The sequence below is a fragment of the Streptomyces sp. NBC_01306 genome (genome assembly GCF_026340465.1).
Lineage (GTDB): Bacteria > Actinomycetota > Actinomycetes > Streptomycetales > Streptomycetaceae > Streptomyces.
The window spans coordinates 6894177-6918593 of sequence record NZ_JAPEPC010000001.1; the positions used below are offsets into that span (position 1 = coordinate 6894177).

General features: G+C 69.3%; 23 protein-coding genes. 19 read left to right on the forward strand and 4 right to left on the reverse strand.

The genetic code is table 11. The features are described 5' to 3' along the window. The first annotated feature begins 107 nt into the window (after window positions 1-107). The 6 genes from OG385_RS30520 to OG385_RS30545 all read left to right on the forward strand — a co-directional run bounded on the left by OG385_RS30520 (window position 108) and on the right by OG385_RS30545 (window position 5845). Window positions 108-1166: a chitinase gene (locus OG385_RS30520; protein ID WP_266859601.1), complete on the forward strand. Its 1059-nt coding sequence runs from the start codon at window positions 108-110 to the stop codon at window positions 1164-1166. 174 nt (window positions 1167-1340) lie between these two features. After that, window positions 1341-2120, forward strand: coding sequence for a GntR family transcriptional regulator (locus tag OG385_RS30525; protein ID WP_266859603.1), 780 nt, complete (start codon window positions 1341-1343; stop codon window positions 2118-2120). A gap of 124 nt (window positions 2121-2244) precedes the next feature. Beyond that, window positions 2245-3039 (forward strand): TauD/TfdA family dioxygenase, encoded by a 795-nt coding sequence (locus OG385_RS30530; RefSeq protein WP_266859605.1) that lies wholly within the window; start codon window positions 2245-2247, stop codon window positions 3037-3039. A gap of 49 nt (window positions 3040-3088) precedes the next feature. Beyond that, window positions 3089-3943, forward strand: coding sequence for an ABC transporter permease (locus OG385_RS30535; protein ID WP_266859607.1), 855 nt, complete (start codon window positions 3089-3091; stop codon window positions 3941-3943). A 41-nt stretch (window positions 3944-3984) separates the two neighbouring features. Beyond that, on the forward strand, window positions 3985-4782 hold the full coding sequence (locus OG385_RS30540; protein ID WP_266859609.1) for an ABC transporter ATP-binding protein: 798 nt from the start codon (window positions 3985-3987) through the stop codon (window positions 4780-4782). Between the two features lie 85 nt (window positions 4783-4867). Next, window positions 4868-5845: an ABC transporter substrate-binding protein gene (locus OG385_RS30545; protein WP_266859611.1), complete on the forward strand. Its 978-nt coding sequence runs from the start codon at window positions 4868-4870 to the stop codon at window positions 5843-5845. 282 nt (window positions 5846-6127) lie between these two features. Here the strand turns inward: OG385_RS30545 and OG385_RS30550 are convergent, their stop codons facing one another. Genes OG385_RS30550 through OG385_RS30565 form a run of 4 tightly spaced genes read right to left on the reverse strand, consistent with a single transcriptional unit; the run spans window position 6128 to window position 9607 of the window. Beyond that, window positions 6128-7762, reverse strand: a complete 1635-nt coding sequence (locus OG385_RS30550; protein ID WP_266859613.1) for a 3-(methylthio)propionyl-CoA ligase — start codon at window positions 7760-7762, stop codon at window positions 6128-6130. Next, complete coding sequence (locus OG385_RS30555) at window positions 7759-8172, reverse strand: hypothetical protein (RefSeq protein ID WP_266859615.1); 414 nt, start codon at window positions 8170-8172, stop codon at window positions 7759-7761. Before OG385_RS30555 ends, OG385_RS30550 begins: the two co-directional genes overlap by 4 nt. Next, the gene (locus tag OG385_RS30560) at window positions 8169-8621 is read right to left on the reverse strand and encodes a hypothetical protein (protein WP_266859617.1); all 453 of its coding nucleotides are present in this window, start codon (window positions 8619-8621) and stop codon (window positions 8169-8171) included. The genes OG385_RS30555 and OG385_RS30560 overlap by 4 nt, the downstream gene beginning before the upstream one ends. Beyond that, on the reverse strand, window positions 8618-9607 hold the full coding sequence (locus OG385_RS30565) for a zinc-binding dehydrogenase (RefSeq protein ID WP_266859619.1): 990 nt from the start codon (window positions 9605-9607) through the stop codon (window positions 8618-8620). The genes OG385_RS30560 and OG385_RS30565 overlap by 4 nt, the downstream gene beginning before the upstream one ends. Window positions 9608-9779: 172 nt before the next feature. Between OG385_RS30565 and OG385_RS30570 the strand changes: the two genes are divergently transcribed. The 13 genes from OG385_RS30570 (at window position 9780) to OG385_RS30630 (ending at window position 24379) form a co-directional block, all read left to right on the forward strand. Further along, a complete protein-coding gene (locus OG385_RS30570; RefSeq protein WP_266859621.1) occupies window positions 9780-10709 on the forward strand; it encodes an amidohydrolase family protein in 930 nt (309 codons plus the stop codon). Further along, complete coding sequence (locus tag OG385_RS30575) at window positions 10709-11731, forward strand: NADP-dependent oxidoreductase (RefSeq protein WP_266859623.1); 1023 nt, start codon at window positions 10709-10711, stop codon at window positions 11729-11731. The genes OG385_RS30570 and OG385_RS30575 overlap by 1 nt, the downstream gene beginning before the upstream one ends. A 202-nt stretch (window positions 11732-11933) precedes the next feature. Continuing rightward, entirely contained in the window at window positions 11934-13151 is a 1218-nt protein-coding gene (locus OG385_RS30580; RefSeq protein ID WP_266859625.1) for an acetyl-CoA C-acetyltransferase, read from the forward strand. Window positions 13152-13194: 43 nt separating this feature from the next. After that, window positions 13195-13953 (forward strand): SDR family oxidoreductase, encoded by a 759-nt coding sequence (locus tag OG385_RS30585; protein ID WP_266859627.1) that lies wholly within the window; start codon window positions 13195-13197, stop codon window positions 13951-13953. Then, window positions 13953-14642 (forward strand): HAD family phosphatase, encoded by a 690-nt coding sequence (locus OG385_RS30590; protein WP_266859629.1) that lies wholly within the window; start codon window positions 13953-13955, stop codon window positions 14640-14642. The genes OG385_RS30585 and OG385_RS30590 overlap by 1 nt, the downstream gene beginning before the upstream one ends. Next, entirely contained in the window at window positions 14639-15394 is a 756-nt protein-coding gene (locus OG385_RS30595; RefSeq protein WP_266859631.1) for an SDR family oxidoreductase, read from the forward strand. The genes OG385_RS30590 and OG385_RS30595 overlap by 4 nt, the downstream gene beginning before the upstream one ends. A 103-nt stretch (window positions 15395-15497) precedes the next feature. Further along, complete coding sequence (locus OG385_RS30600; RefSeq protein WP_266859633.1) at window positions 15498-16526, forward strand: phosphotransferase family protein; 1029 nt, start codon at window positions 15498-15500, stop codon at window positions 16524-16526. Window positions 16527-16530: 4 nt separating this feature from the next. Next, the gene (locus OG385_RS30605; protein WP_266859635.1) at window positions 16531-17712 is read left to right on the forward strand and encodes an acyl-CoA dehydrogenase family protein; all 1182 of its coding nucleotides are present in this window, start codon (window positions 16531-16533) and stop codon (window positions 17710-17712) included. Further along, window positions 17709-18869 carry an acyl-CoA dehydrogenase family protein gene (locus OG385_RS30610; RefSeq protein WP_266859637.1) on the forward strand — a complete coding sequence of 387 codons (1161 nt, stop codon included), beginning with the start codon at window positions 17709-17711 and terminating at the stop codon, window positions 18867-18869. Before OG385_RS30605 ends, OG385_RS30610 begins: the two co-directional genes overlap by 4 nt. A 312-nt stretch (window positions 18870-19181) precedes the next feature. Beyond that, window positions 19182-20741 (forward strand): Re/Si-specific NAD(P)(+) transhydrogenase subunit alpha, encoded by a 1560-nt coding sequence (locus OG385_RS30615; protein WP_266859639.1) that lies wholly within the window; start codon window positions 19182-19184, stop codon window positions 20739-20741. Next, window positions 20738-22162 carry a Re/Si-specific NAD(P)(+) transhydrogenase subunit beta gene (gene pntB / locus OG385_RS30620; protein ID WP_266859640.1) on the forward strand — a complete coding sequence of 475 codons (1425 nt, stop codon included), beginning with the start codon at window positions 20738-20740 and terminating at the stop codon, window positions 22160-22162. The genes OG385_RS30615 and pntB overlap by 4 nt, the downstream gene beginning before the upstream one ends. Window positions 22163-22303: 141 nt before the next feature. Further along, complete coding sequence (locus OG385_RS30625; RefSeq protein WP_266859642.1) at window positions 22304-23656, forward strand: erythromycin esterase family protein; 1353 nt, start codon at window positions 22304-22306, stop codon at window positions 23654-23656. Window positions 23657-23725: 69 nt separating this feature from the next. Continuing rightward, the gene (locus tag OG385_RS30630; protein ID WP_266859644.1) at window positions 23726-24379 is read left to right on the forward strand and encodes a phosphoribosyltransferase; all 654 of its coding nucleotides are present in this window, start codon (window positions 23726-23728) and stop codon (window positions 24377-24379) included. Window positions 24380-24417 lie beyond the last annotated feature (38 nt).

A 24417-nucleotide genomic window follows, 5' to 3' on the forward strand; every position in this document is an offset into this window, starting at 1 on the left:
GACCACTTTAGATTGACAGGTACGTGACATTACGTGGATGCCTGAGTGTGTGCCAGGTGCGTGATGCCCGTGCTCCGCCAACTCGCCGGGCCAGGAAGGGACACGACATGATCGGTCGGACGGTACGTCTTCTGGGGGTCGGTCTCGCGACGGCCGCCGTCGTGCAGATGCTGGTCGCCGCCGCGCCCGGCAGTCCGCGGGCCGTCGACACCTGTGCGGTCAAGTCGAAGCCCGCGGGCAAGGTGCTCCAGGGGTACTGGGAGAACTGGGACGGGGCCGCCAACGGTGTGCACCCGCCGCTCGGCTGGATCCCGATCACCGACCCCCGTATCCCCGCCCACGGTTACAACGTGATCAACGCGGCCTTCCCGGTCATCCGCTCGGACGGTACCGCCCTCTGGGAGGACGGGATGGACTCGACGGTGAAGGTCCCGACCCCGGCCGAGATGTGCCAGGCCAAAGCCTCCGGCCTCACGACACTGATGTCCATCGGCGGCGCGACGGCGGGGATCGACCTGAGCTCCACCGCGGTCGCCGACCGGTTCGTGGACACCGTGGTGCCGCTCCTGAAGCAGTACAACTTCGACGGCATCGACATCGACATCGAGACCGGACTGACCGGCAGCGGCAACATCAACCAGCTCTCGGCCTCCCAGTCCAACCTCATCCGCATCATCGACGGCGTGCTCGCCCGGATGCCGTCGAACTTCGGTCTGACGATGGCGCCCGAGACCGCGTACGTCACCGGGGGCAGCGTCACCTACGGCTCGATCTGGGGCGCGTATCTGCCCATCGTGAAGAAGTACGCGGACAACGGCCGGCTCTGGTGGCTGAACATGCAGTACTACAACGGCAGCATGTACGGCTGCTCCGGTGACTCGTACTCCGCCGGGACGGTCGAAGGCTTCACCGCGCAGACGGACTGCTTGAACAAGGGGCTCTCCGTTCAGGGCACGACGGTCAAGGTCCCCTACGACAAGCAGGTGCCGGGACTCCCGGCGCAACCGGGTGCGGGCGGCGGGTACATGTCGACCGGGCAGGTGGCGCAGGCGTGGAACACCTACAACAGCGGTCTCAAGGGACTCATGACCTGGTCGCTCAACTGGGACGGCTCCAAGGGCTGGACCTTCGGGGACAACGTTTCGTCGCTGTTCAACCAACTCTGATCCGGGCAATGGGAGTTGGGCGGGCTCACCCCGCGTCGGTAAGGCTTTGGCGCTTTCCGGGATTCCCTGGTGGCTTCGCGCGGGCCGCCCTGGCTGGATGGGCCGGTACTGTGGCGTCCGCGCGGTTGGTGGTGGCATTGACCGACGACACCGACCGAGGAAGAGGGCTGCGGCTTGGCACGCAAACGGACGGAGGACCTGCCTGACCTGTCCGGGCTGCTCCTGCCTCGTGACCAGCGGATGACGGCTGTGGAGCAGTCGTTGCTCAGGCATCGCTCCAGTACGCAGGTGGCGGTCTCCCTGGCGGAGCAGATCGCTGCCCGGTTGGCCTGTGTCATCACCTTCGACCTGATCCACGGCGGTCAGCGCCTGCTCGAACAGGACATCTGCGAGATCCTCGGTGTCAGCCGGGCGCCGGTCCGTGAAGCGCTGCGCATCCTTGAGCGGGACCGGCTCGTCGAGTTCCAGGCACGGAGGGGCGCGCTCGTCACCGCGCCGACGGCCAGGGAGGTGCGCAACGTCTTCGACGTGCGGATCGCGCTGTACGTCATGCTCCTCCGGGAGGAGATGAAGGAACCGAAGCGGCTGCTCGCCGTCCTGGACTCCCACATGTCCGCGGTCGAGAGGTCGGTCTCCCAGTCCGTCGACGACCAGTCCGCCGACGACTATGCGACGGCGACGTTCTTGCTGAACTCGTCGATCGCGGCGGCGGCGAGCAACCAGACCCTCGCGGACCTGTTGCAGTCCGTCTCCCTCCAGACGCTCCGATATGTGCGTCTGGGACTGGCGCGCGACCCCGGGAGCATCCCGCGGTCCCTGGAGAGCTGGCACACCCTTCGGGCCGCGGTGGCGGCGGGCAAGGCCGCCCCGGTGATCCGGATCGCCGTGGATCGCATCGAGCGAATCCGCGACGCGGCCCTGGTGGCCCTTGAGGACACCCGCGTATCTGACTGAACGTATCTGACTGAACGGGTTTCGTCCGTGGGGTTGACAGTGGTCACCCCTTCTTTATTCTTGTCGACATCAATCTGAAAAAGGATTGAGCCATCCCTGTCGGCACGGATCGCGGAGGAACATCATGGCCCTGAAGATCACACCACTCACCGGGTCGATCGGTGCGTCGGTCGAAGGGGTCCGCCTGGGGGAGGACCTCGACACGGCGACACTCGCCACACTCCGGGAAGCGTTCCTGGAGCACTGCATGCTCCTCTTCCGGGGACAGCACCTCGAACCGCCGGCGCACGCCAGGTTCGCACGCCACTGGGGCGACCCGGTCGTCACGGCCATGCTCAACCAGCTCGCGGACGCTCCGGGCGTCGTCCAGATCACCGACGTCAAGAAGGAGACCACCGCCACCGAGGCATGGCACTACGACGCCGCTTTCGAGGCGGTCCCGCCCAAGATCTCGATGCTCTCGGCCGTCACCATCCCGGTGGGCGGCGACACCCTGTGGTCGAACCAGTACCTCGCTTTCGAAAGGCTCTCACCGGATCTGCGGCGTGTGCTGGAGACCCTGCGGGTGCGCTTCCGCGGCATCCGGCTCGGCCGGATGATGGGCATCCCCGAGGCGGAGCGGCCGCAGGCGGTGCACCCCCTCGTCCGTACCCACCCGGAGACCGGGCGCAAGGCCCTCTATGTCGGCCACCTGGAGAACAGCTGCATCGAAGGCTGGACCAGGGAGGAGAGCGACCCGCTCATGGAGTTCCTCTACACCCGGTCCGTCACCCCGGACAACGTGTACCGGCACGGCTGGCAGCCCGGTGACCTCGTGATGTGGGACAACCGCTGCACGATGCACTACGCCGTCCACGACTACGGCGACCAGCCGCGGGCCCTCAACCGGATCACGCTCCACGGCGAGGCCCCGGCCTGAGCGACCGGGCATCTTGAACCTCTTGATGCATTCCCGAGACGGAGAGGCCATGACCTCCAGCAACACCAAGTCACCCGTTCCCGTGGGGGCGGCCGGAGCCGCCGAAGGGCAAGGCCGTCCCCCGTCCGCTCGCCGCAAGCGCGGACGGATCAAGGTGCGCGCATGGCAGGTCTTCCTGCTGATCGCCTGGTTCGGCCTGTGGCAATGGACCACCAGCGCGGGCATCCTGGACCCCGTCCTCTCCAAGTCCCCTGAGCAGTCGTGGCATTACCTCGTCACTGCCGGGGAGTCGGGGGAGCTGTGGTCCAACACCCGGGCGACGATGACGGCGGTGCTGCTGGCCTGGGTCATGGCGGGGGTCGCGGGCGTCGTAGCGGGGCTCGCGCTGGGCCTCCTGCCCTCCACCGAGCGGATTCTCACGCCGTTCCTGGACGCCATGAACTCCATGCCGCGCATCGCGCTGGCGCCGCTGTTCATCGTGGCGTTCGGCATCGGGCTGTGGGCCAAGGTCGCCCTCGCATCGACGCTCGTCTTCTTCATCGTCATGTCGGGGGCGCGCGCGGGGATACGGTCCGCCGACGCGGAGTGGCTCCGGCTGTCGGCCGTCCTCGGAGTGAACAAGGTCCAGCTGTTCACGAAGATCTTCTTCCCGGTCGCGACGCCCGCCATCTTCGCGTCCCTGCGCCTCGGCCTCGTCTACTCGCTGCTCGGTGTAGTGGGCTCCGAGCTGATCTCCGCCGAGAACGGTCTCGGCCAGCTGATCGCGAACTACTCCGCCATCTTCCGGATGGATGCGGTGTACGCGATTCTCATCCTGCTGGCTGTGATCGCCGTCATTCTCAACCAATTCATGGGCGCCATCGAGGCACGGCTGCTCAGGTGGCAGCCCCCGGAAGAGCGGTGAACATGCCAGCCCGATCCCATAGGTCCGAGACGGATCCCGCCATGAACGGCGCGTCGGCACTTCAGGGTGGCGCGCACCCGGCCGACGCCGTGACGTTCGAGAACGTGACCGTCACCTTTCCCTCTGCCGACGGCGGAGTCCGCACGATCCTCGAAGAGCTCAACCTGTCGATACCCGCCGGGCAGTTCGTGGCGGTCGTCGGCCGGAGCGGCTGCGGCAAGACGACCATGCTCAACATGGCGGCAGGTCTCGTCGAGGCGGCCGACGGCGCGGTGACCGTCCTCGGGTCCGCACCCCGGGCCGCCCGCAAACGGATGGGATTCATGCTCGCCCGCGATGCCCTGCTTCCTTGGCGCACCGCGTCGGGCAATGTGCAGTACGGCCTGGAGCTGCGCGGGGTCAAGCCCACCGCCGAACGGAAGGAGACCGCTTCCCGCTGGCTCTCGACCGTCCACCTCGCTGACCACGAGAAGCACTACCCCTGGCAGCTCTCCCAGGGGATGCGCCAGCGGGTCGCACTGGCCCGGACCTGGGCCCTCGACCCTGAACTGCTCCTCATGGACGAGCCGTTCGCCGCTCTTGACGTCAACACGAGGCGATCCGCCCAGAACGAGTTCCTCGATCTGTGGCAGCGGGAGGAACACCGCACGGTCATGTTCGTCACGCACGATCTCGGTGAGGCCGTCGCGCTGGCCGACCGTGTCGTGCTCATGGGGGAGGGCGGAGTCCTCGACGACGTCATGATCGACATCGAGCGGCCGCGGGATCTGACACACATCACGATGGACTCGGCCTATCAGGACATCCTTGAGCGGCTCCGTGCCCATCTGCGCCGGTGAACGCCTGCGGCGTACCCGGCCGGTTCACCGTCCGTCCGCTTTTGCCCCCGGCCCCTGCCACATCGAACAGTAGAGGAGGCCCAGGGTGTACAAGGCCAGCAAGCCGGCTGCCGTCGGGCTCGGTTTCGCACTCGTCCTGCTGACCGGCTGCGGCCAGGGCAACTCCGGTGACCAGGGCGACGGTTCGAAGATCGTCCTCGGCAACTATCTGCACAACTCCATCGCCTGGCCCTCGACCATCGCCATCGAGCAGGGCTTCTTCAAGAAGGAGGGGCTGGATGTCAAACCCCTGGCGGCGAAGTCGGGCCCCGAGCTCGCCGCGCAGCTCATCGGCGGCTCGACCCAGATCGCGGCGGTGAGCCCGGACAACATCATCCCGGCCATCCAGCAGAAGCAGCCGGTCACCCTGCTGCCGCCCTACGGCCGGCTGGACATGGTGCTGCTCGCCCCGAAGTCCGGTCACATCACCAACGTGAAACAGCTGGCCGGGAAGCGGGTCGGCGTCGTCTCACGCGGGTCCGCCGTGGAGAAGTACGCGCAGGAGGTACTGAAGGCGAACGGTGTGGACCCCGGCTCCGTCACCTTCGTGGCCGTGGGCGGGGCCGTGACGCAGGAGCCCGCTCTGCGCAACAACACGGTCGATGCCGTCGTCGGCTCCTCGTCGACGTACTTCACGCTGGCTTCGCACGGGCTCGACCTCGTGCCGTTCTCGGACGCCCTCGCAGGCGGGGCCGGTGACCTCAGCCGCAATGGCCTTCAGGTCCTCTGGGCCACCACGAAGGGCTACAAGGCCAAGCACCCCGGTACCGTCGGCAAGTTCTGCAGGGCGATGGACTCCGCGGTGAAGTGGATCAACGACGACACGAACAAGGCCGCCGGTGTGAAGTCGTTGTCGAAGCTGCTGGGGCTCAGGGCGGATGCGGCCGGCCGACTCTGGGACAAGGTTCATCAGTCGTACATCACCTCGACCGACGCCGCCGCCTGGAAGACGAACGTGAAGTTTTCCACCGGGAAGCCGGACGCTGTGCCATTCGACGTGATCGACAACAGCTGCGGACAGTGAGGGCCGGCGGGCGAACCCCGCATCTTCGCTGACCGTTCAGAGCCCCGCCCCGGCCGATGCCACCAGGACCCCTGGGTGGCGAAGGCCGGGGCGGGGCCCTTTTGCTGCCGGAGCGGCCGGACTGCCCGGGTCGTCCTGATGTGCCCGGCGCCCGGCCCTGCGCCCGGCCCTGCGTACGGCCCTGGAACGACGAAGCCGTCGGCGAACGGCCCGTTGCCGACCGCTCCGGCCGTGGTGCAACGGACCGCCCGACGGCGGCTCCGGTGGGGGAGACGCCCCCGGTCAGCTGTGAGTGAGGTGTTCTCGGTACTGCTCCCGCAAGGGCGCCTTGAGGATCTTGCCCGTTGCCCCCATGGGCAGGGTGTCCACGAACACCACGTCGTCGGGGACGCACCATTTGGCGATCTTCCCAGCGAACGAGCCGAGGAGCTCCTCCGCCGTCACCGCGGAGCCGGGCCGCCGGACGGCCACGAGGATCGGGCGCTCATCCCACTTCTCGTGCGCGACACCTATGCAGGCAGCCGCCTCGACCTCGGGGTGGTTCACGGCGAGGTTCTCGATCTCGATCGAACTGATCCACTCGCCACCGGACTTGATGAGGTCCTTGCTCCGGTCCGTGATCTGCATGAACCCTTCGGGGTCCATCGTCGCGATGTCGCCGGTCGGGAACCAGCCGTTGACGAGGGGGCTCGGACGGCCCGGGGGGTAGTACCCGCTGGTGACCCAGTGGCCCCGCACCATGAGGTGGCCCGGCGTGCGGCCGTCCCACGGCAGCTCGGCGCCCTCATCGTCCGTGATCTTCATGTCGATGCCGAACAGGGAGCGGCCCTGCTTGGCGAGCACCGCCTCCTGCGCCTCGCGGTCGAGAGCCTGGTGGCTGAGCTTGAGGACCGACGCGGAGCCCAAGGGGCTCGTCTCCGTCATGCCCCAGCCGTGGATGACCCGGACCCCGTGGACGTCCCGCAGCTCACGGGCCATCCAGGCGGGGCAGGCGGCGCCTCCGATGACGGCCCGCTGGAGGGTCTTGAGCGTGATGCCGGTGGCGCGTGCGTGGTCCAGCTGCCCCTGCCAGACGGTGGGGACGCTCCCGGAGATCGTGACGCCCTCGGCCTCCTGGAGCGCCGTGAGGGCCGGGCCGCTCAAATCCTTGCCGGGCAGCACGAGTTTCGCCCCGGTGAGGCATGCGGCATACGGGATGCCCCATGCGTTGACGTGGAACATCGGCACGACGGGCATGACCACGTCGCAGGCCGAGAGCCCCATCGAGTCGGGCAGGGCGACACCGTACGAGTGCAGCACGGTCGAACGGTGCGAGTACAGCGCCCCCTTGGGGTGTCCGGTGGTGCCGCTCGTGTAGCACAGGGAGGCCGCTTGCTTCTCGTCGAAGTCGGGCCAGGTGTAGTCGCCGTCCTGTGCCGCCAGGAGGTCCTCGTACGCCGTGACCTCCAGGTCGTCGCCGGCGGGCTGTGCGGCCGCAAGCTGCCCGGCGTCGCTCAGCAGGACGAACTTCCGGACGCCGGGCACGCGCGGAGCGATCTCCCGGACCAGGTCGACGAAGGTGAGGTCGAAGAAGAGGACCGAGTCGCCGGCGTTGTTGATGATCCAGACGAGCTGGTCCGGGTGCAGGCGCGGATTGAGCGTGTGCAGAACCGAACCGGAACCGGAGACGCCGTAATACAGCTCCACATGGCGGTAGCCGTTCCAGGCGAGGGTGGCGACGCGGTCGCCGGGCCCGACGCCCATCGCCCCGACGGCCTGCGCCACCTGCCGGCTGCGGTGGGCCATGTCGCGGAAGGTGTACCGGTGGATGTCCCCCTCGCACCGTGCCGAGACGACCTCGGTGTTCGCGTGATGGCGCTCGGCGTGCGTGAGGAGAGTAGAGACGAGGAGCTGCTGATGCATCATCAGGCCGTTCACCGGGCCTCCTGGAGTGAGTCGGCGGAGTGGGCGGAGCCCCTGGCTTCGACGGAGCCGGCGGCGCGCAGCCGCATGGCGGTGAGCAGTTCCAGCGCGCGGCGTCCGGCGGCGGATCCGCCGGGGACGTCCCCGCGCACGTGCAGGGGACGCAGATCCTCGATCTCCTGAAGGGCGCGGACGAGGGCTGGCTCGGCGACCGCGTACTTGCGGACCATGTTGACGACGAGCATCGAGCAGTGGATGACGTCCTCGTCCTCGGCTGTGACGCCGTCCGCGTGCAGGGCGGCGTTGAGCCAGTGGGTGCCGGCGAGCATCGCGGCCTCGATGGCGATCTCGTGGTCGTCCGGGCCGAGTCGGGTCAGCGAGCGTTCGATGTTCGAGGCCAGCTCGACGTGGCGTTCGACGTTCATGCTTCCCCCTTCAGACGTGGGGCCGCCACCGATGTCACGACCGCGAACGCGTCGTCGCACTCGGCCACGACGGCGGCGTCGGGCCGCCGGTTCCCGCGCAGGCACGGGTCGCGGAAGACCTCGATGCGGTGAATGGCGTGTTCCAGGAGGACGATGTCATCGGGCTTGTCACCGTCCACCGGGGGCCAGCCGACATGACTGACGTCGCCGAGCTCGCGCAGCTCCCGGTGGAACGAGCCGTCGGTGTCCGGGACCACGTACATCCCCGGAATCGTGGAGAACGCGCCTTCCGCGACGGTGAGTCCGGCGTCGTGGACGGCCGCGTTGTAGGCGTTGGTGCACGCCGTCAGCGTCGTCCAGTACCACAGCTCGAAGTCCTCGATCGGGTCGAGGCGTTGGCGCAGGGCCACGAGGCGGTCGAATTTGCCGCGGTGGCCTGCGATCTTCACCGGTCACCGGCCGGGGGCGGCATGAGCAGTGCGATCTTGCCGATGTGCCCGCTCCTGGTCATGTGGTCGTATGCCGCGCCGACGTCCGCCATGGCGAACGTGCGGTCGACGACCGGCACGATGACCCGGCGTTCCCACAGGTCGAGCAGGTCGCGTTCGGCCGCCCGGATGCAGTCCAGCCGCTCCTCCTCGGTCCGGGTCTGGAAGGTGACGCCGATGAGGGTCAGCCGCTTGCGCCACAGAGTGGTCAGGTCGATCTCCGCCCGGGCCGAACCCATCCGGCCCACCTGAACGAGGCGGCCCCTGACGGCCATCGACGTCAGGTTGTCGTCCAGAACCGTGCCACCGACGGAGTCGATGACGACATCGACGCCCCGGTTGCCGGTGATCTCCGCGACGGTGGACACCTGGTCCTGCGAGGACATGCCGATGACGTGATGGGCTCCCTGGTCGTACAGGGCTTGCGTCTTGGACGCCGAGGTCGTCGTCGCGATGACCGTGCCGGCGCCGAGGGCCCGCGCGATCTGGACGGCCGCGAGTCCGATGCCGCCCGTCGCGGCGTTGATGAGCACGGCCTCGCCGGGTGCCATGCGGCCGTTGGTGACGAGCGCGTCGTGAGCCGTCATGTAGACGTTGAGGAAGGAGCCCGCCTCGGCCCAGGAGCTGCTCTCCGGCTTGCGGACCAACGCACTTGCGGAGACCACGACGAGCTCGGCCTGGGTACCGGTGCCGTGCGCGACGACGGCGTCGCCGGGCTTCCAGTCCGTGACGCCCGCCCCCACGGTGTCGATCTCCCCGGCGAGTTCGACGCCAACGGGCACCAGGTCGCCGTCCTTGACCCGGCCGGCCTGCAGCAGTTCTCCGCGGTTGAGCCCCGAAGCCCGGACGCGGACGAGGACCTGGCCGGGGCCCGGAGCCGGTGCGGGCAGGCCGACGACGACCGGAACGCCGCCGTCGGGAGTGGGACGGATCCGTACAGCATCCATGGGTCAGACCTTCCTAGAAGTTACTGTCGACAATAACACTGGAACGGATTACTCTGCCAGAGCGACAGCGCGAGAGCGGTGGCCGAAGTACCCGGACATCTCCGCCTACCCGGACACCTCCGCCTGTTCCTCCGCCTGTCCCTCCGTCTGATCAAGAGAAGGGCAACACGCCATGACCCGCACCCCCGCCGAGCGGCTCGACGGCCTCCGTGGCCGGATCATCGACTTCCGTCTCCGCCCGCCGACCGGCCCCTACCGCAACTTCTTCACCCCGACCGTCGTCGGCGCCGTGAACCGCATCCTGGGTGACGCGGTTCCGCGGTCCTACACGATCAGCACGGACCCCTTCCCGAACGCGGAGGACCGCGCCATCGAGGCCGTGATCGCGGAGATGGACTCGGTCGGCGTCCGCCTCGGCGTCATGAACGGCCGTCACTCGGTGAACCGTCCGGTCCCCGTGCACATCGAGGACACCGACCTCGCCGAGCTGACCGAGCGCACCGACGGCCGCGTACTCGGCCTGGCCGGCATCGACTTCGACAAGCCGATCGACGACATCATCGCGGGCCTGGACGTCGCGGTGAAGGAACTGGGCCTCATCGGCGTCTGCATGGAGCCGGGCCTCGCCCGCACGCCCATGTACGCGGACGACGAGCAGCTCTTCCCGCTCTACGAGAAGATTGCCGACCTGGGCGTCCCGCTCCTCTTCATGACGGGCCCGCTCGCCGGTCCCGACATCAGCCACACCGACCCGGTCCGCTTCGACCGGGTGGCCCGCCGCCACCCCGGGATGCCGGTCGTCCTCGGGCACGGCTGCTACCCGTACGTGAACGAGGCGATCTCGCTCGCCTTCAAGAGCGAGGCCACGGGGATCCACAACGTCTTCGTGTCTCCCGACGTCTACATGTTCGCTCCGGGCGGGCAGGCGTACGCCGACGGCGTCAACTGGCTGCCGAACCGCTTCGTCTACGCGTCGGCCTACTCCTTCTGCGGTGTCGAGGAGGGTGTCCTGAAGAGCTGTGAGCTCGACCTCGACGACGCCGCCCTGCGCGCCTACATGTACGGCAACGCCGAGCGGCTGCTCAAGAAGGCGGGCAAGTGATGGGTGAGGGTTCCCTCCGCGTCGCGATGCGTGACCACCCCCAAGGGATGGTCACCGAGGGCGACTTCCTCATCGAGAAGACCGCGCGCCCCACTCCCGGCCCCGGCCAGGCGCTCGTCCGGGTCCGCCACCTCTCTCTCGACCCGTACATGCGGCCGATGATGAACCCGGTCCGGTCCTACGTGGAGCCGCTCAAGCCCGGCCAGACCATGCCCGGAGCGACAGTCGGTGAGGTCGTCGAGAGCAATGAGGACGCGCTGCCCGTGGGTACCCACGTGGCCTGCATGCTCGGCTGGCAGGAATACGGCCTCGTCACCAAGGAGAGTGCCCGGACAGTGGATCTGGGCGCGGCGGACCTCTCGCTGGCTCTGCACGTTCTCGGTATGACCGGCGCCACGGCGCACTACGGCCTGTTGTACCTGGGTGATCCCAAGCCCGGCGAGACCGTTGTCGTCACGGCGGCCTCGGGCGCGGTCGGCAGTGTCGTCGGCCAGCTCGCCAAGATCAAGGGATGCCGGGTCATCGGCGTCGCCGGCGGGCCGGAGAAGTGCCGGTACGTCAAGGAGGAACTCGGCTTCGACGAGTGCCTCGACCACCGCGCCGACGACTTCGAGCAGCGGTTCACGGAGCTCACCACCGACTGGGTCGACATCCTCTTCGAGAACGTCGGCGGTCGCATCCTCGACGCGATCCTGCCGCGGATGAACGACCACGGCCGAGTCGTGCTCTGCGGCAACATCAGCGACTACAACCGCGACGAGCCGTACGGCATCAAGGGGATCAGCCACCTGCTGCTCCACCGGGTCAACGTCTACTCCTTCGTCATCGCGGACCACCGCGACTACTGGCCCCGGGCCATCGGCGAACTGGCCGGCTGGGTCAAGGAGGGGCGCATCCGGTTCCGCGAGGATGTCGCCAAGGGTGGCCTGGAGGACGCACCGGCGGCTTTCATCAGCATGCTCACCGGTCGCAACTTCGGCAAGCAGCTCGTGGAGGTCGCGCCTGCCTCCGCGGGGAATTGACCTGGCGCGGCTCGACCGGCGCAGAGGTCCGGCCCCCGGAGACCGTCCACCCGATGCTCTCCGGGGGCCGGGCTCAGCGGCCCACCCACGTCCATACGGTCTTTTCCACCTCGCGGTCCGGGGCGGTCCGCTTGAGCGCCCCGCACGCTTGTGACTCAGTAGTTATTAATGTAGACATTAATTTATTCCGGAAGGAAATGTCATGCCAGAGGCGGTCATCGTCTCCGCAGCCCGCTCGCCGATCGGGCGGGCGGTCAAGGGCTCGCTCAAGGACATCCGGCCCGACGACCTCGCCGTGCACATCGTGCGGGCGGCACTCCGGGCCGTACCCGATCTCGACCCGGCCGAACTCGGTGACCTGATCCTCGGCTGCGGACTGCCCGGCGGGGATTCCGGTCACAACATGGGCCGCGTCGTCGCCGTTCTGGCCGGGCTCGACCAGTTGCCCGGCACCACGGTGACGCGATACTGCGCATCCAGCGTCCAGTCCATCCGGATGGCGATGCACGCGATCCGGGCCGGCGAGGGCCACGCGTTCATCGCGGCGGGCGTCGAGAGCGTGAGCAGTTACGCACACGGCAACAGCGACAACCTCCCGGGCACGTACAACCCCGTGTTCGCGCCGGCCCAGGAGCGGACCCAGCGGTTCGCCGAGGGCGGTCTGACCTGGTCCGACCCCCGTGAGGCGGGGCTGCTGCCCGACGCCTACATGTCCATGGGGCAGACCGCCGAGAACGTCGCCCAGCTCAAGGGCGTCACCCGGGCCGACCAGGACGAGTTCGCCGTACGCAGCCAGAACCGGGCCGAGAAGGCCATCGCCGACGGGTTCTTCGCCCGCGAGATCACCCCGGTGACACTGCCGGACGGCACCGTCGTCGCAGCCGACGACGGCCCCCGGCCGGGTGTGACCTTCGAAGCGGTGTCCGCACTGCGGCCGGTCTTCCGTCCCGACGGCACCATCACCGCGGGCAACTGCTGCCCCCTCAACGACGGCGCGGCCGCTCTCGTCGTCATGAGTGACATCCGGGCCCGGGAACTCGGCCTCCGGCCGCTCGCCCGCATCGTATCGACAGGAGTGACAGGCCTGTCCCCGGAAGTCATGGGCCTCGGTCCCGTGACGGCCGTCCAACAGGCCCTGCATCTTGCACACATGACGGTGGCGGACATCGACCTCGTCGAGATCAACGAGGCGTTCGCGGCCCAGGTCATCGCGTCCTCGCGGGAGCTGGGCATCGACGAGGACCGCCTCAACGTCAAGGGCGGGGCCATCGCCCTGGGCCACCCCTTCGGCATGACCGGGGCACGCATCACCACCACGCTCCTCAACGCACTGAGCACCGAGGACAAGCAGACCGGTCTCGTGTCCATGTGCGTCGGCGGCGGCCAGGGGATGGCCATGGTCATCGAGCGCCTCGCCTGAACGCTGTTCCGGGAAACCTGGATCCCCTGAGGAGGAGAGAGTCATGAAGCCATTCGACGGCAAGGTGGCCCTGGTCAGCGGTGCCAGCCGCGGCATCGGGTACGCCATCGCGGAGCGGCTCGTCGCCGACGGCGCGCGGGTCGTCATCACCGCGCGCAAAGAAGCAGCACTGAAGGAAGCCGCCGACGCGCTCGGTACGCCGGACCAGGTCCGGTTCGTGGCCGGGAGTGCCGAGCAGCCGGAGAGCCGGCAAGCGGCCGTCGCCGCGGCCGTCTCCGCATTCGGCTCCATCGACCTGCTGGTCAACAACACCGGAATCAACCCGGTGTACGGCCCGCTGATCGACATCGACCCGGTGGCGGCCCGCAAGATCTTCGAGGTCAACTGCCTTGCGGCGCTGGACTGGATCCGGCTGGCCCGCCAGGCCGGGATGGGCGGGCGCGGGCCGGGAGCCGTGGTCAACGTGTCCTCCATCGCCGGGCTCCGGCCGTCCACCGGAATCGGCTTCTACGGGGCCACCAAGGCGATGCTCTCCTTCATCACGTCCCAGCTGGCGGTCGAACTCGCGCCCGGTATCAGGGTGAACGCCGTCGCGCCCGCGGTCGTCAAGACCCGGTTCGCCACCGCGCTCTACGAGGGCCGCGAAGAGGCCGTGGCCAAGGGGTACCCGATGGGGCGTCTCGGTGAACCCGGGGACATCGCAGGCGCGGTGGCCTTCCTCCTCTCCGAGGACGCCGCGTGGACGACGGGGCAGACCCTCGTGGTCGACGGCGGACACCTCTTCGTCGGCGAGGGGGAGTGATGGGCGGCGCAGGTCCCGTCGAGGCCGTCGCGTTCGACTACGGCGGGGTGCTCACCACTCCGGTGGCAGACTCGCTCGCGCAGTGGCGTGCCACCTCCCGTATCGACCCGCAGTGCTTCACCGACTGCCTGCGTACCTGGCTCGGCCGGGAGGCCGAACCGGACTCCCCGGTACACGAGTTGGAGACCGGAAAGCTCGACGCGGCGGGGTTCGAGCAGGCGCTCGCGGCCCGGCTGCGGCGCACCGACGGAAGCCGCCCCGAGCCCGCGGGCATGCTCGCGGACATGTTCGCCGGGCTCCACCCCGATCAGGAGATGTGGGACCTGACCGACGAGTTGCGGGCCCGCGGTGTCAGGGTCGCCATCCTCTCCAACAGCTGGGCGAACACCTACCCGGACCGGCTCTACGACGGAAGGTTCGATCCGGTCGTCATCTCCGGGCAGGTCGGGCTGCGTAAACCCGCCGCGGACATCTACCGGCTGCTGTGCACGCGCCTCGGCCTGCCGCCCGAGCGGGTCGCGTTCGTCGATGACGCCCGGCCCAACGTCGAGGGCGCCCGCCGCGCCGGCTTGCACGGCCTTCTCCACCGCGACGCCGCCACCACCCGGGACGCGCTGCTGTCCGTCATCGAGTCCGGCGCACCCGTCGGACCGACCACGTCCCACCCGAGCAAGGAGCCCCGAGCATGAACTCCCCACGCGTCGCCATCGTCACCGGTGCCGCCCGCGGCATCGGCGCCGCGGTTGCCGAGCGGCTGGCCACGGACGGATTCGCCGTCGCTGTCGCCGACCTGGACCAGCGGGCCTGTGCCGAGGTCGTCGCCCGTATCAAGTCCGCCGGCGGCCATGCCCTGGCCGTTCAGATCGACGTCTCCGACGAGGACTCCGCGGCGCGCGGGACAGCGCTCGTCGCCGAGCGGCTCGGCCCGCCGACGGTCCTCGTCAACAACGCGGGCGTGCTCCGCGACAACCTCCTCTTCCGGATGACGAACGCCGAGTGGTCGACCGTCATGGACGTCCACCTCCGCGGCTCCTTCCTCATGTCCCGTGCCGCCCAGGCGCACATGACCAAGGCGGGCTTCGGACGGATCGTCAACCTGTCGAGCACGTCCGCCCTCGGCAACCGTGGCCAGGCCAACTACGCGGCCGCCAAAGCGGGCCTCCAGGGCTTCACGAAAACGCTCGCCATCGAGCTGGGCAAGTTCGGCATCACGACGAACGCCATCGCGCCGGGGTTCATCGCCACGGACATGACCCGGGCGACCGCCGAGCGGATGGGCGTCTCCTTCGACGAACTGGTCGAGCACGGAGCCAAGGAGATCCCGGCCGGCCGGGTGGGAACACCGGCCGACATCGCCGCCGTCGCCTCCTTCCTCGCCCGCGCGGACGCGGGGTTCGTCAACGGGCAGGTCATCTATGTCGCCGGCGGACCGAAGGGCTGAGAGCCATGCGCACTTTCGATATCACCGTCGCATCCGGGGGCGGCTACCGCCCCGTCCGCCCTGTCCGTGCCGTCCGGGCCCTCCTCGTCCTTGCGGTGCTGTGATGGCCGACGAACGCAACCTGCCCGGCCTCGACCTCGATGTCGTCGGCACGTTCCTCCGTACCCATGTCGACCCGCAGCTCGGTGAGTGCACCGGCCGGATCATCACCGGCGGCAATTCGAACATGACCTACCTCGTCGGCAACGGCCACCGGCGGTGGATCGTCCGGCGGCCACCGCTCGGTCATGTCCTGGAAACCGCCCACGACATGGGCCGTGAGGCTCGCGTCATGAGCGCGCTCGCCACGACAGCTGTCCCCGTGCCGCAGGTCCTCGCTGTGTGCGGCGACCCGGCACTGATCGGCGCGCCCTTCTACGTCATGGAGTACGTCCCGGGGACCGCCTACCGGGACGAGAAGGAACTGCGCGCGCTGGGCGCCGACCGCACCCGGGAGATCGCCCACGAGATGATCGACGTGCTCGCCGGCCTCCACGCGGTCGACCCGGAGGCCGTCGGCCTCGGCGGCCTCGGCCGCCCCGAGGGCTTCCTCGGCCGGCAGCTGTCCCGGTGGACCCGGCAGCTCGAAGCGTCCCGCTCCCGCGAGCTGACCGGGGCCGAGGAACTGCGAACGGCCCTCGCGGCCCGGGTGCCCACCGAGTCGGCCGCCCGGATCGTGCACGGCGACTTCCGGCTGGACAACCTGCTCGTCGACGAGTTGGGGGTGCGGGCCGTCATCGACTGGGAGATGGCGACGACCGGCGACCCCCTCACCGATCTCGCGCTTCTCGTCGTCTACGGGCGGGTCGCCGGGATCCCCGGTGGCGAGGCCATCACGACGATCTCCCGCGCCCCCGGCTTCCCGTCCGCGCCCCAGCTCGTGGAGTGGTACGTCGCGCGCAGCGGTCCGCTGCCCCCGGCGGGTCTCGGGTTCTACCTGGGCCTGGCGGCGTTCAAGCTCGCCGTCATCCTCGAAGGCATTCACCTCCGGCACTCCCGGAAGCAGACCGTCGGGGCCGGATTCGACACGGTCGGCACCCTCGTGGAGCCCCTCTTCGGCGAAGGCATCGCCCTCCTCAGGGAATGGAGCTGAGGTCATGAACGAGAACACGATGCGTGGACGCGTCACCGAACTGCTGCGCGCATACCCGCCCGCCACCACCGACCCGGCCGTTTTCCACCGCGCCCGGTTCGACGCCGGGCTCGCCTGGGTGCACTTCCCCGAGGGCCTCGGCGGACTCGGCATCTCCCGCGGCCTCCAGGACGTCGTCGACACCGAACTCCGGTCGGGCGGAGCCCCCTTGAACCCGGCCGGCCACATCGGAATCGGCCTCGGTATGGCGGCGCCCACGATCCTCGCGTTCGGAACCGCGGAGCAGCAGCTGCGCTACCTGCGGCCGCTCTGGCTCGGCGATGAGGTCTGGTGCCAGCTGTTCTCCGAGCCCGGTGCCGGGTCCGACCTCGCCGCTGTGGCGACACGTGCCGTGCGTGACGACGGGGGCGGCTGGGTCGTCAACGGGCAGAAGGTGTGGACCTCCAGCGCCCACGTCGCACGCTTCGCCATCCTGCTGGCCCGCACCGATCCGGACGTGCCCAAGCACCGCGGTCTTTCGTACTTCGTCCTCGACATGTCCGCCCCAGGCGTCGAGGTCCGGCCGCTCCGCCAGATCACCGGGGAGGCCGAGTTCAACGAGGTCTTCCTCACCGACGTACGCGTCCCCGACACGGCCCGGCTCGGTGAGGTCGGTGACGGCTGGAAGGTCGCCAACGCGACACTGAGCAGCGAACGGGTCGCCATCGGCGGCGACCAGGCGGACCGCGAGTCGGGGATGATCTCCAAGGTCGCGCAGCTGTGGCGCGAGCACCCCGGGGTCCGCAGTGCTGCCGTGCACGACCGCGTCATGGAGCGCTGGGTCGCCGCCGAGGTGTTCCGGCTCACGGGCGCCCGGCTCCGGCAGCGGCTCGCGACGGGGGCGCCCGGATTCGAGGGCGCCGCCATGAAGGTGATGTTCGCCGACCTGGCCCAGAGCATCAGCCTCCTCGAACTCGAACTCGACCCCGACGGCGCACTCCAGTACGACGACTGGGCGCTCGTCAGGCCGGCCTCCGTCGACTTCCTGAGCCGGGGACCGGGCTACCGCTACCTGCGCGCGAAGGGCAACTCGATCGAGGGCGGAACGTCCGAGGTCCTCCGCAACATCGTCGCCGAACGTGTGCTCGGCCTCCCGGGCGAGCCCCGGGTGGACAAGGACGTCCCCTGGAAGAAGGTCCCCCGATGACGCTCCCCGTTTACTCAGGCCCGGTCCGGCTCTCGCTCGTCGAGTCCGAGGACGAGGAGTCGGTACGGACCGTCGTGCGCAAACTGCTCGCCGACCGGTGCGCGTCCGAGGATGTCGCGGCCGTCTACGACGGCGCCCAAGGCCTGCACGGCGCGCTGTGGCGGACCCTGGCCGCCGACCTGGGACTCGCCGGGCTCCTCGTACCGGAGGAGGCAGGGGGAGCCGGGGCAGGTCCGCGCGAGACCGGGACCGTGCTGGAGGAACTCGGCTCGGCCGTCGCCCCGGTCCCCTTCCTCACCAGTGCCGTCATCGCCACGAGCACCCTGGTGCGGCTGATGTCCGAGCAGTCCGCGGACCGGAGCGCGGTACGCGACACGCTGGTGGCAGCGGCATCCGGGGAACTCGTCCTCACGCTCGCGGTCCCCTGGTCCGCGGCCCCGGACAGCCCGGCGTACACCGTCCGGGAGAAGCCGGACGGTCTGCACGGTGACGTCACACCGGTGGCCGGTGCGGACGCCGGCACCTTCCTCGTCCCGGCGCTGGGCACGGACGGTCCGGGGCTCTGGCTCGTCGACCGCGCAGAGGTCCGGGCCACCCCCGTGACAGCCCTCGACATGACCCGTCCGCTGGCCACCCTCAGGCTTGACGGTGCCCGCGCCCGCCCGGTGGCGCGGGGGCGGGCCGCGGAGGACGCCGTACGCGCCGGTCTGCTCACGGGCGCCGGGCTGCTCGCTTCGGAGCAGGTCGGCCTCGCGCACTGGTGCCTCACCGAGACCGTCTCCTACCTGACGGAACGCCGCCAGTTCGGGCGAGTCGTCGGTGGCTTCCAGGCGATCAAGCACCGTATGGCGGATCTGCACATCGCCGTTGAGAGCGCCCGCGCCGCGGCCCGTTACGCCGCGGCCGCGCTGGCCGACGACCCCGGCGACGCGCCGGTGGCGGTGGCCGTGGCCGCGTCGGTGTGCAGCGAGGTGGCGGTCCGTGCCGCCGAGGAGTGCGTTCAGCTCCACGGCGGGATCGGCATGACCTGGGAGCACCCCGCACATCTGCGGCTGAAGCGCGCCGTCGCGGACCAGGTCGCGCTCGGCACACCCGTCCGCCACCGGGCCCGTCTCGGCGGCATCGTCGGAATCGTCCCGGACAAGGAGTGCCGCTGATGGTCACGGCCGCTCAGGCCGTGGCTGCGTACATGCACCATCTCGCCCCGGCGGTGGGCGGGGTGACGTTCTGAGGCTGCGTCATACTGCGGACCACGGACATCCTTCCCCAGGGGGCCCTCGACGTGGCCGACCAGGTGCAGAGCGCCGCCATCGGTATGGCGCTGTTCGGGATGGGCTCCAGCGGGTACTTTCCCACTCTGCTGCGCCGAGGCGGGCCTCGCTGTTCTCGCCACCGTGTTCATCATGGCGTTCTGCTGCGCCGGAACGCTGCTCGTCATCAACTGACCGACCCGCCCGAGGAGGCCGGCCATGTCGTCGATTGTTCGCCGTATCGGTATTCCACTGGAAACCAAACCGGGTGAGACCCGGGTTGCGGCCACCCCCAGGACCGTTGAGCAGTTGATCAAGCTGGGGTATGCCGTATCCGTCGAATCCGGGGCCGGTGACGGCGCGGCGTTCGACGACGCGTCGTACCGGGCTGCCGGCGCCGAGACCGCCGGCCCGGAGGTGTGGGACGCCGACATCGTGATGAAGATCAATGCCCCGGACGACGCGGAAGTGGCCCGGTTCCGCCCGGGACAGACCGTCGTGAGTCTGATGGCGCCGGCGCTGTCCCCGGAACTCGTCAGCGCTCTCGCCGAGCGGGGCGTCACGGCGCTCGCCATGGACGTCGTCCCCCGCATCTCCCGCGCGCAGGCGCTGGATGTGTTGTCGTCGATGGCGAACATCGGCGGGTACCGGGCCGTCATCGAGGCGGCGAACGAGTACGGGTCGCTCTTCACCGGGCAGGTGACGGCGGCCGGGAAGGTGCCGCCGGCGACGGTGCTGGTGGTCGGTGCGGGTGTGGCCGGGCTGGCCGCCATGGGCACTGCGAACAGTCTGGGCGCCGTCGTGAAGGCGTTCGACGCCCGGCCGGAGGTCGCGGACCAAGTCGATTCGATGGGCGGGGAGTTCCTCCGCCCCGACCTCGAAGGTCTGGAGACCGGCCCGTCCGCCGACGGCTACGCCAGGGAAATGGGCGAGGAGTTCAACCGGCGGACCGCACAGATGTACCGCGAGATCGTCCCGACGGTCGACATCATCGTGACGACCGCGTTGATTCCGGGCCGCCCGGCGCCCCGGATCATCGACGCGGACATGGTCGCTTCCATGAAGCGCGGCAGTGTCATCGTCGACATGGCCGCGTCCAACGGCGGCAATGTCGCGGGCACGGTGGCGGACCAGAAGGTCGTCACAGCCAACGGCGTGACGATCCTCGGCTGGACGGACCTGCCGGGCCGGCTGCCCACCCAGGCGTCCCAGCTGTTCGGGCAGAACCTCGTCAACCTGCTGAAGCTCCTCACGCCGGCGAAGGACGGCCGGCTCACCCTCGACCTGGAGGACGCCGTCCAGCGGGGGATGACGGTATGTCACAACGGTGAGGTTCTGTGGCCACCGCCGCCGGTGCAGGTCTCAGCGGCGCCCGCTGCCCCGGCCGCCACGGTCGCGCTGCCACCGAAACCCGAGAAGAAGCCGGTCGGTCAGGGCACTCGCACGGCTGTCATCGGCGCCGCCGCAGCTCTGTTCCTGGTACTGGCCGCGTACTCCCCGCAGCCGTTCCTCGGCCACTTCACGGTGTTCATGCTGTCGGTCGTCATCGGCTACTACGTCATCGGCAACGTCCACCACGCGCTGCACACACCTCTCATGTCGGTGACGAACGCGATCTCCGGGATCATCGTCGTCGGCGCGCTCCTCCAGGTCGGTGTGTACGGCAGCCGGCTGATCGCCTTCGTCGGCATCCTCGTGGCGACCATCAATGTCTTCGGCGGGTTCACCGTGACCGCTCGCATGCTGCAGATGTTCAAGAAAGAGGACGCGTCCCGATGAACCCCACACTCCTCCAGGGCGCCTACATCGTCGCCGGTCTGCTCTTCATCCTCGCCCTGAAGGGCTTGTCCAAGCACGAGAGCGCCCGCATGGGCAACCGGTACGGCATGGCGGGCATGGCGATCGCGCTGATCGCCACGGTGGTGGCCGCCGTCGCGGGCACCACGGGCGGCGGGCCGTCGTCCGGGGGCAGCGGGCTGTCCGGGCTTGCGTTGATCCTCCCCGCCATGGCGGTCGCCGCCGTCATCGGCATCACCCTCGCCCGGCGCGTCGAGATGACCGGAATGCCGGAGCTCATCGCGATGCTGCACAGCTTCGTCGGTCTCGCGGCCGTCCTCGTCGGCTGGAACAGTTCGTACGAGAAGAACGTGGCCTACCCGACGATCCACGACGTGGAGGTCTTCGTCGGGGTCTTCATCGGTGCGGTGACCCTGACCGGATCCGTCGTCGCCTACCTGAAACTGTCGGCGAAGATCAAGAGTGCGCCGCTGGCCCTGCCGGGGCACAACGCGCTGAACCTCTTCCTGCTCGCCGCGATGGCCGCCCTGACCGTCACCTACTGCCTGACCCCGCACGGCGCGGGGCTCACCCGGCTGCTCCTGCTGGCGGGCGTGACGCTGCTGGCGCTCTTCCTCGGCTGGCACCTGGTGATGTCCATCGGTGGCGGCGACATGCCCGTGGTCGTGTCGATGCTCAACAGCTACTCCGGGTGGGCCGCCGCGGCCGCCGGCTTCCTCCTGGACAACGACCTGCTCATCATCACCGGTGCCCTCGTCGGCTCCTCCGGTGCCTATCTGAGCTACATCATGTGCACGGCGATGAACCGGTCGTTCATCTCCGTCATCGCCGGCGGCTTCGGCGTCGAGGCCGGAGCCACCGCGGTCGAGGGCGACTACGGGGAACACCGCGAGATCACCGCCGACGATGCCGCGATGCTCCTGGCGGACGCGTCATCGGTCGTCATCACACCGGGCTACGGCATGGCCACCGCGCAGGCACAGCACGCCGTCGCCGAACTCACCAAGAACCTCCGGGCCAGGGACATCAACGTCCGGTTCGCCATCCACCCCGTCGCAGGCCGCCTTCCGGGGCACATGAACGTCCTCCTCGCGGAGGCGAAAGTGCCCTACGACATCGTCCTGGAGATGGACGAGATCAACGACGACTTCCCCGACACCGACGTCGTCCTCGTCATCGGCGCCAACGACACCGTCAACCCGGCCGCCATCGACCAGCCGGGATCACCGATCGCCGGTATGCCCGTCCTGCAAGTCTGGGAGGCCAGGAACGTCATCGCGTTCAAACGGTCCATGGCCACCGGATACGCCGGCGTCCAGAACCCCCTGTTCTTCAAGGACAACACCCAGATGCTCTTCGGCGACGCCAAGCTGCGTGTCGAAGACATCCTCAAAGCCCTCTGACCGCCTCGCTGCGCGGCTGATCCGCACCAGCAGGGGGCCTCGAAGGGGCTCGGGCGGGTCTCGCGCGTTGGACTATGCGTCCGGGGTGGCACCAGACTGGGTATTGAGCCCAGCACGCTGTCGGTGCGAGAGGGAACGGCCATGGCCTCCAGGCGGTCGGACACGGAGCCCCGGGCGGACCTGATCCAGGCGAGCGCCCAGCCGCTGACCGGCCCCGCGTCCCTCGACCCGCTGCTGGAGCGGATCGGTGACGCACGGTACGTACTGCTGGGCGAGGCCTCCCACGGAAGTGCCGATTACTACCGCTGGAGGGCGGTACTGACGCGTCGGCTGATCGAGGAGAAGGGCTTCTCCTTCGTCGCGGTCGAGGGTGACTGGCCGGACTGCGAGGCCGTTCACTCCTCGGTCACGGCAGCGCCGGGCGCCCCGGAGGACCCGCTCGATGTGCTGATGGAGTTCGGCCGCTGGCCGACATGGATGTGGGCCAACACCAACGTGCTCCGCTTCGCCCGGTGGCTGCGCGAGTACAACACCGGTCTGCCGCACGGCAGTTCACGCGTGGGCTTCTTCGGCCTGGACGTCTACTCGTTGTGGGAGTCGCTGGACGCCGTGATCGGCTACCTCGACGAACATGCCCCGGCCGAGCCGGCGGGCGCACTGGAGGCGTACCGCTGCTTCGAGCTGTACGCCGGGGATCCCCGCTCCTACGCACACGCCACCCGGTTCGTGCCGTCCGGTTGCGAGCGCGAAGTCCTCACCCTGCTGGTGCGGTTGAGGCAGTTCACGGAGGGCGCCGAGGCGGCAGACGGCGGCTTCGCGCAATTCACCGCACGGCAGAACGCGGAAGTGCTGGCCGGCGCCGAACGCTACTACCGGGCCATGGTGGGCGGCGGCCCGGAGTCCTGGAACATCCGTGACCACCACATGGCTGACACCCTCGACCGGCTCATGGAGCACCATGGTCCCGACGCGAAGGCTGTGGTGTGGGCACACAACACCCATGTCGGAGACGCACGGGCCACCGACATGCCTGCGGCCGGAGTGGTCAGTCTCGGCCAGATCGTTCGCGAACGCCACGCCACGGAAGGCGTCGTACTGGTCGGTTTCGGCTCCTACGACGGAACGGTGATCGCCGCCGGCCACTGGGGCGATCCCCCGAGCATGATGCGCGTACCTCCCGCGCGGACCGACAGCGTGGAGGAACTGCTGCACCGGGCGCTTCCCGGCGGTGCGGGACTGTTCGTCTTCCCGGAGGGCGTCCATCAGGGGGTGCCGGCCGGCCACAGCCCCGACTGGTTCGACGAGGAGCGGGACCACCGTGCCATCGGAGTGGTCTACCGGCCGGATGCCGAGAAGCGCGGCAACTACGTGCCCACCGTGCTCGGTGAACGCTACGACGCCTTCGTCTTCCTCGACCGCAGCCAGGCCCTCGCCCCGCTCCACGGCGCTCCGTTGGGCACGGGCGAGGAGGAGACGTGGCCCACCGGGATGTGACACCCGCGCACGATCAGCGATACCCGGAGCTGCGGGAGCTGTCGCAGCCCATGGGAGAGAGGAAGGATCATGCGATTCCGCGACCGCCGGGAAGCCGGGCGGGACCTCGCCGCCGCGCTCCTCGCATCAGTGGCCGCCGACGGCCTCGTCCGCCCCCTGGTGCTGGGGCTGCCACGTGGCGGTGTGCCCGTCGCCGCGGAGGTCGCCCGGGCCCTGGAAGCGCCGCTGGACGTGCTCGTCGTACGGAAGATCGGCGCACCGGGACAGCCGGAGACGGGGGTCGGAGCGATCGCCGGCGATGACCCGCCGCTGTTCGACTCGCGGTCCTTGCGGTGGCTCGGCCTGAGCGAGGACGCGCTCGCCTCCACCGTCGCCCGCGAGCGCACCGAACTCCACCGCCGGGAAGACCTCTACCGGCACGGCCGGCCGCCACTCGTGTGCGAGGGCCGAACCGTGATCCTCGTCGACGACGGACTCGCCACCGGCGTCACGGCACGCGCGGCCGTGCGTCATCTGCGCCGCCAGGCACCCGGCCGTCTGCTCCTGGCGGTCCCCGTGGGCGCGGCCGACGGCACCGCGGCGCTGCGCCAGGAGGCCGACGATGTGATCTGCCTCCAGCAGCCGGCACTCTTCCAGGCGGTCGGGCAGTGGTACGAGCAGTTCGACCAGACCTCCGACGGCGAGGTGATCGAGATCCTGCGGGAGTTCACCGTCCCGACCTGAGCCGGAGCAGTGGGCGGGCGGCCGCTGCCCCCGTACGT

What these genes read in the sequence shown, in the direction of transcription:
- OG385_RS30580 (WP_266859625.1), top strand. Translation starts at nt 11,934, where the DNA reads ATGCCAGAGGCGGTCATCGTCTCCGCAGCCCGCTCGCCGATCGGGCGG.
- OG385_RS30540 (WP_266859609.1), top strand. Translation starts at nt 3,985, where the DNA reads ATGAACGGCGCGTCGGCACTTCAGGGTGGCGCGCACCCGGCCGACGCC.
- OG385_RS30520 (WP_266859601.1), top strand. Translation starts at nt 108, where the DNA reads ATGATCGGTCGGACGGTACGTCTTCTGGGGGTCGGTCTCGCGACGGCC.
- OG385_RS30535 (WP_266859607.1), top strand. Translation starts at nt 3,089, where the DNA reads ATGACCTCCAGCAACACCAAGTCACCCGTTCCCGTGGGGGCGGCCGGA.
- pntB (WP_266859640.1), top strand. Translation starts at nt 20,738, where the DNA reads ATGAACCCCACACTCCTCCAGGGCGCCTACATCGTCGCCGGTCTGCTC.
- OG385_RS30530 (WP_266859605.1), top strand. Translation starts at nt 2,245, where the DNA reads ATGGCCCTGAAGATCACACCACTCACCGGGTCGATCGGTGCGTCGGTC.
- OG385_RS30605 (WP_266859635.1), top strand. Translation starts at nt 16,531, where the DNA reads ATGAACGAGAACACGATGCGTGGACGCGTCACCGAACTGCTGCGCGCA.
- OG385_RS30595 (WP_266859631.1), top strand. Translation starts at nt 14,639, where the DNA reads ATGAACTCCCCACGCGTCGCCATCGTCACCGGTGCCGCCCGCGGCATC.
- OG385_RS30590 (WP_266859629.1), top strand. Translation starts at nt 13,953, where the DNA reads ATGGGCGGCGCAGGTCCCGTCGAGGCCGTCGCGTTCGACTACGGCGGG.
- OG385_RS30585 (WP_266859627.1), top strand. Translation starts at nt 13,195, where the DNA reads ATGAAGCCATTCGACGGCAAGGTGGCCCTGGTCAGCGGTGCCAGCCGC.
- OG385_RS30630 (WP_266859644.1), top strand. Translation starts at nt 23,726, where the DNA reads ATGCGATTCCGCGACCGCCGGGAAGCCGGGCGGGACCTCGCCGCCGCG.
- OG385_RS30625 (WP_266859642.1), top strand. Translation starts at nt 22,304, where the DNA reads ATGGCCTCCAGGCGGTCGGACACGGAGCCCCGGGCGGACCTGATCCAG.
- OG385_RS30570 (WP_266859621.1), top strand. Translation starts at nt 9,780, where the DNA reads ATGACCCGCACCCCCGCCGAGCGGCTCGACGGCCTCCGTGGCCGGATC.
- OG385_RS30565 (WP_266859619.1), bottom strand. Translation starts at nt 9,607, where the DNA reads ATGGATGCTGTACGGATCCGTCCCACTCCCGACGGCGGCGTTCCGGTC.
- OG385_RS30575 (WP_266859623.1), top strand. Translation starts at nt 10,709, where the DNA reads ATGGGTGAGGGTTCCCTCCGCGTCGCGATGCGTGACCACCCCCAAGGG.
- OG385_RS30610 (WP_266859637.1), top strand. Translation starts at nt 17,709, where the DNA reads ATGACGCTCCCCGTTTACTCAGGCCCGGTCCGGCTCTCGCTCGTCGAG.
- OG385_RS30555 (WP_266859615.1), bottom strand. Translation starts at nt 8,172, where the DNA reads ATGAACGTCGAACGCCACGTCGAGCTGGCCTCGAACATCGAACGCTCG.
- OG385_RS30615 (WP_266859639.1), top strand. Translation starts at nt 19,182, where the DNA reads ATGTCGTCGATTGTTCGCCGTATCGGTATTCCACTGGAAACCAAACCG.
- OG385_RS30600 (WP_266859633.1), top strand. Translation starts at nt 15,498, where the DNA reads ATGGCCGACGAACGCAACCTGCCCGGCCTCGACCTCGATGTCGTCGGC.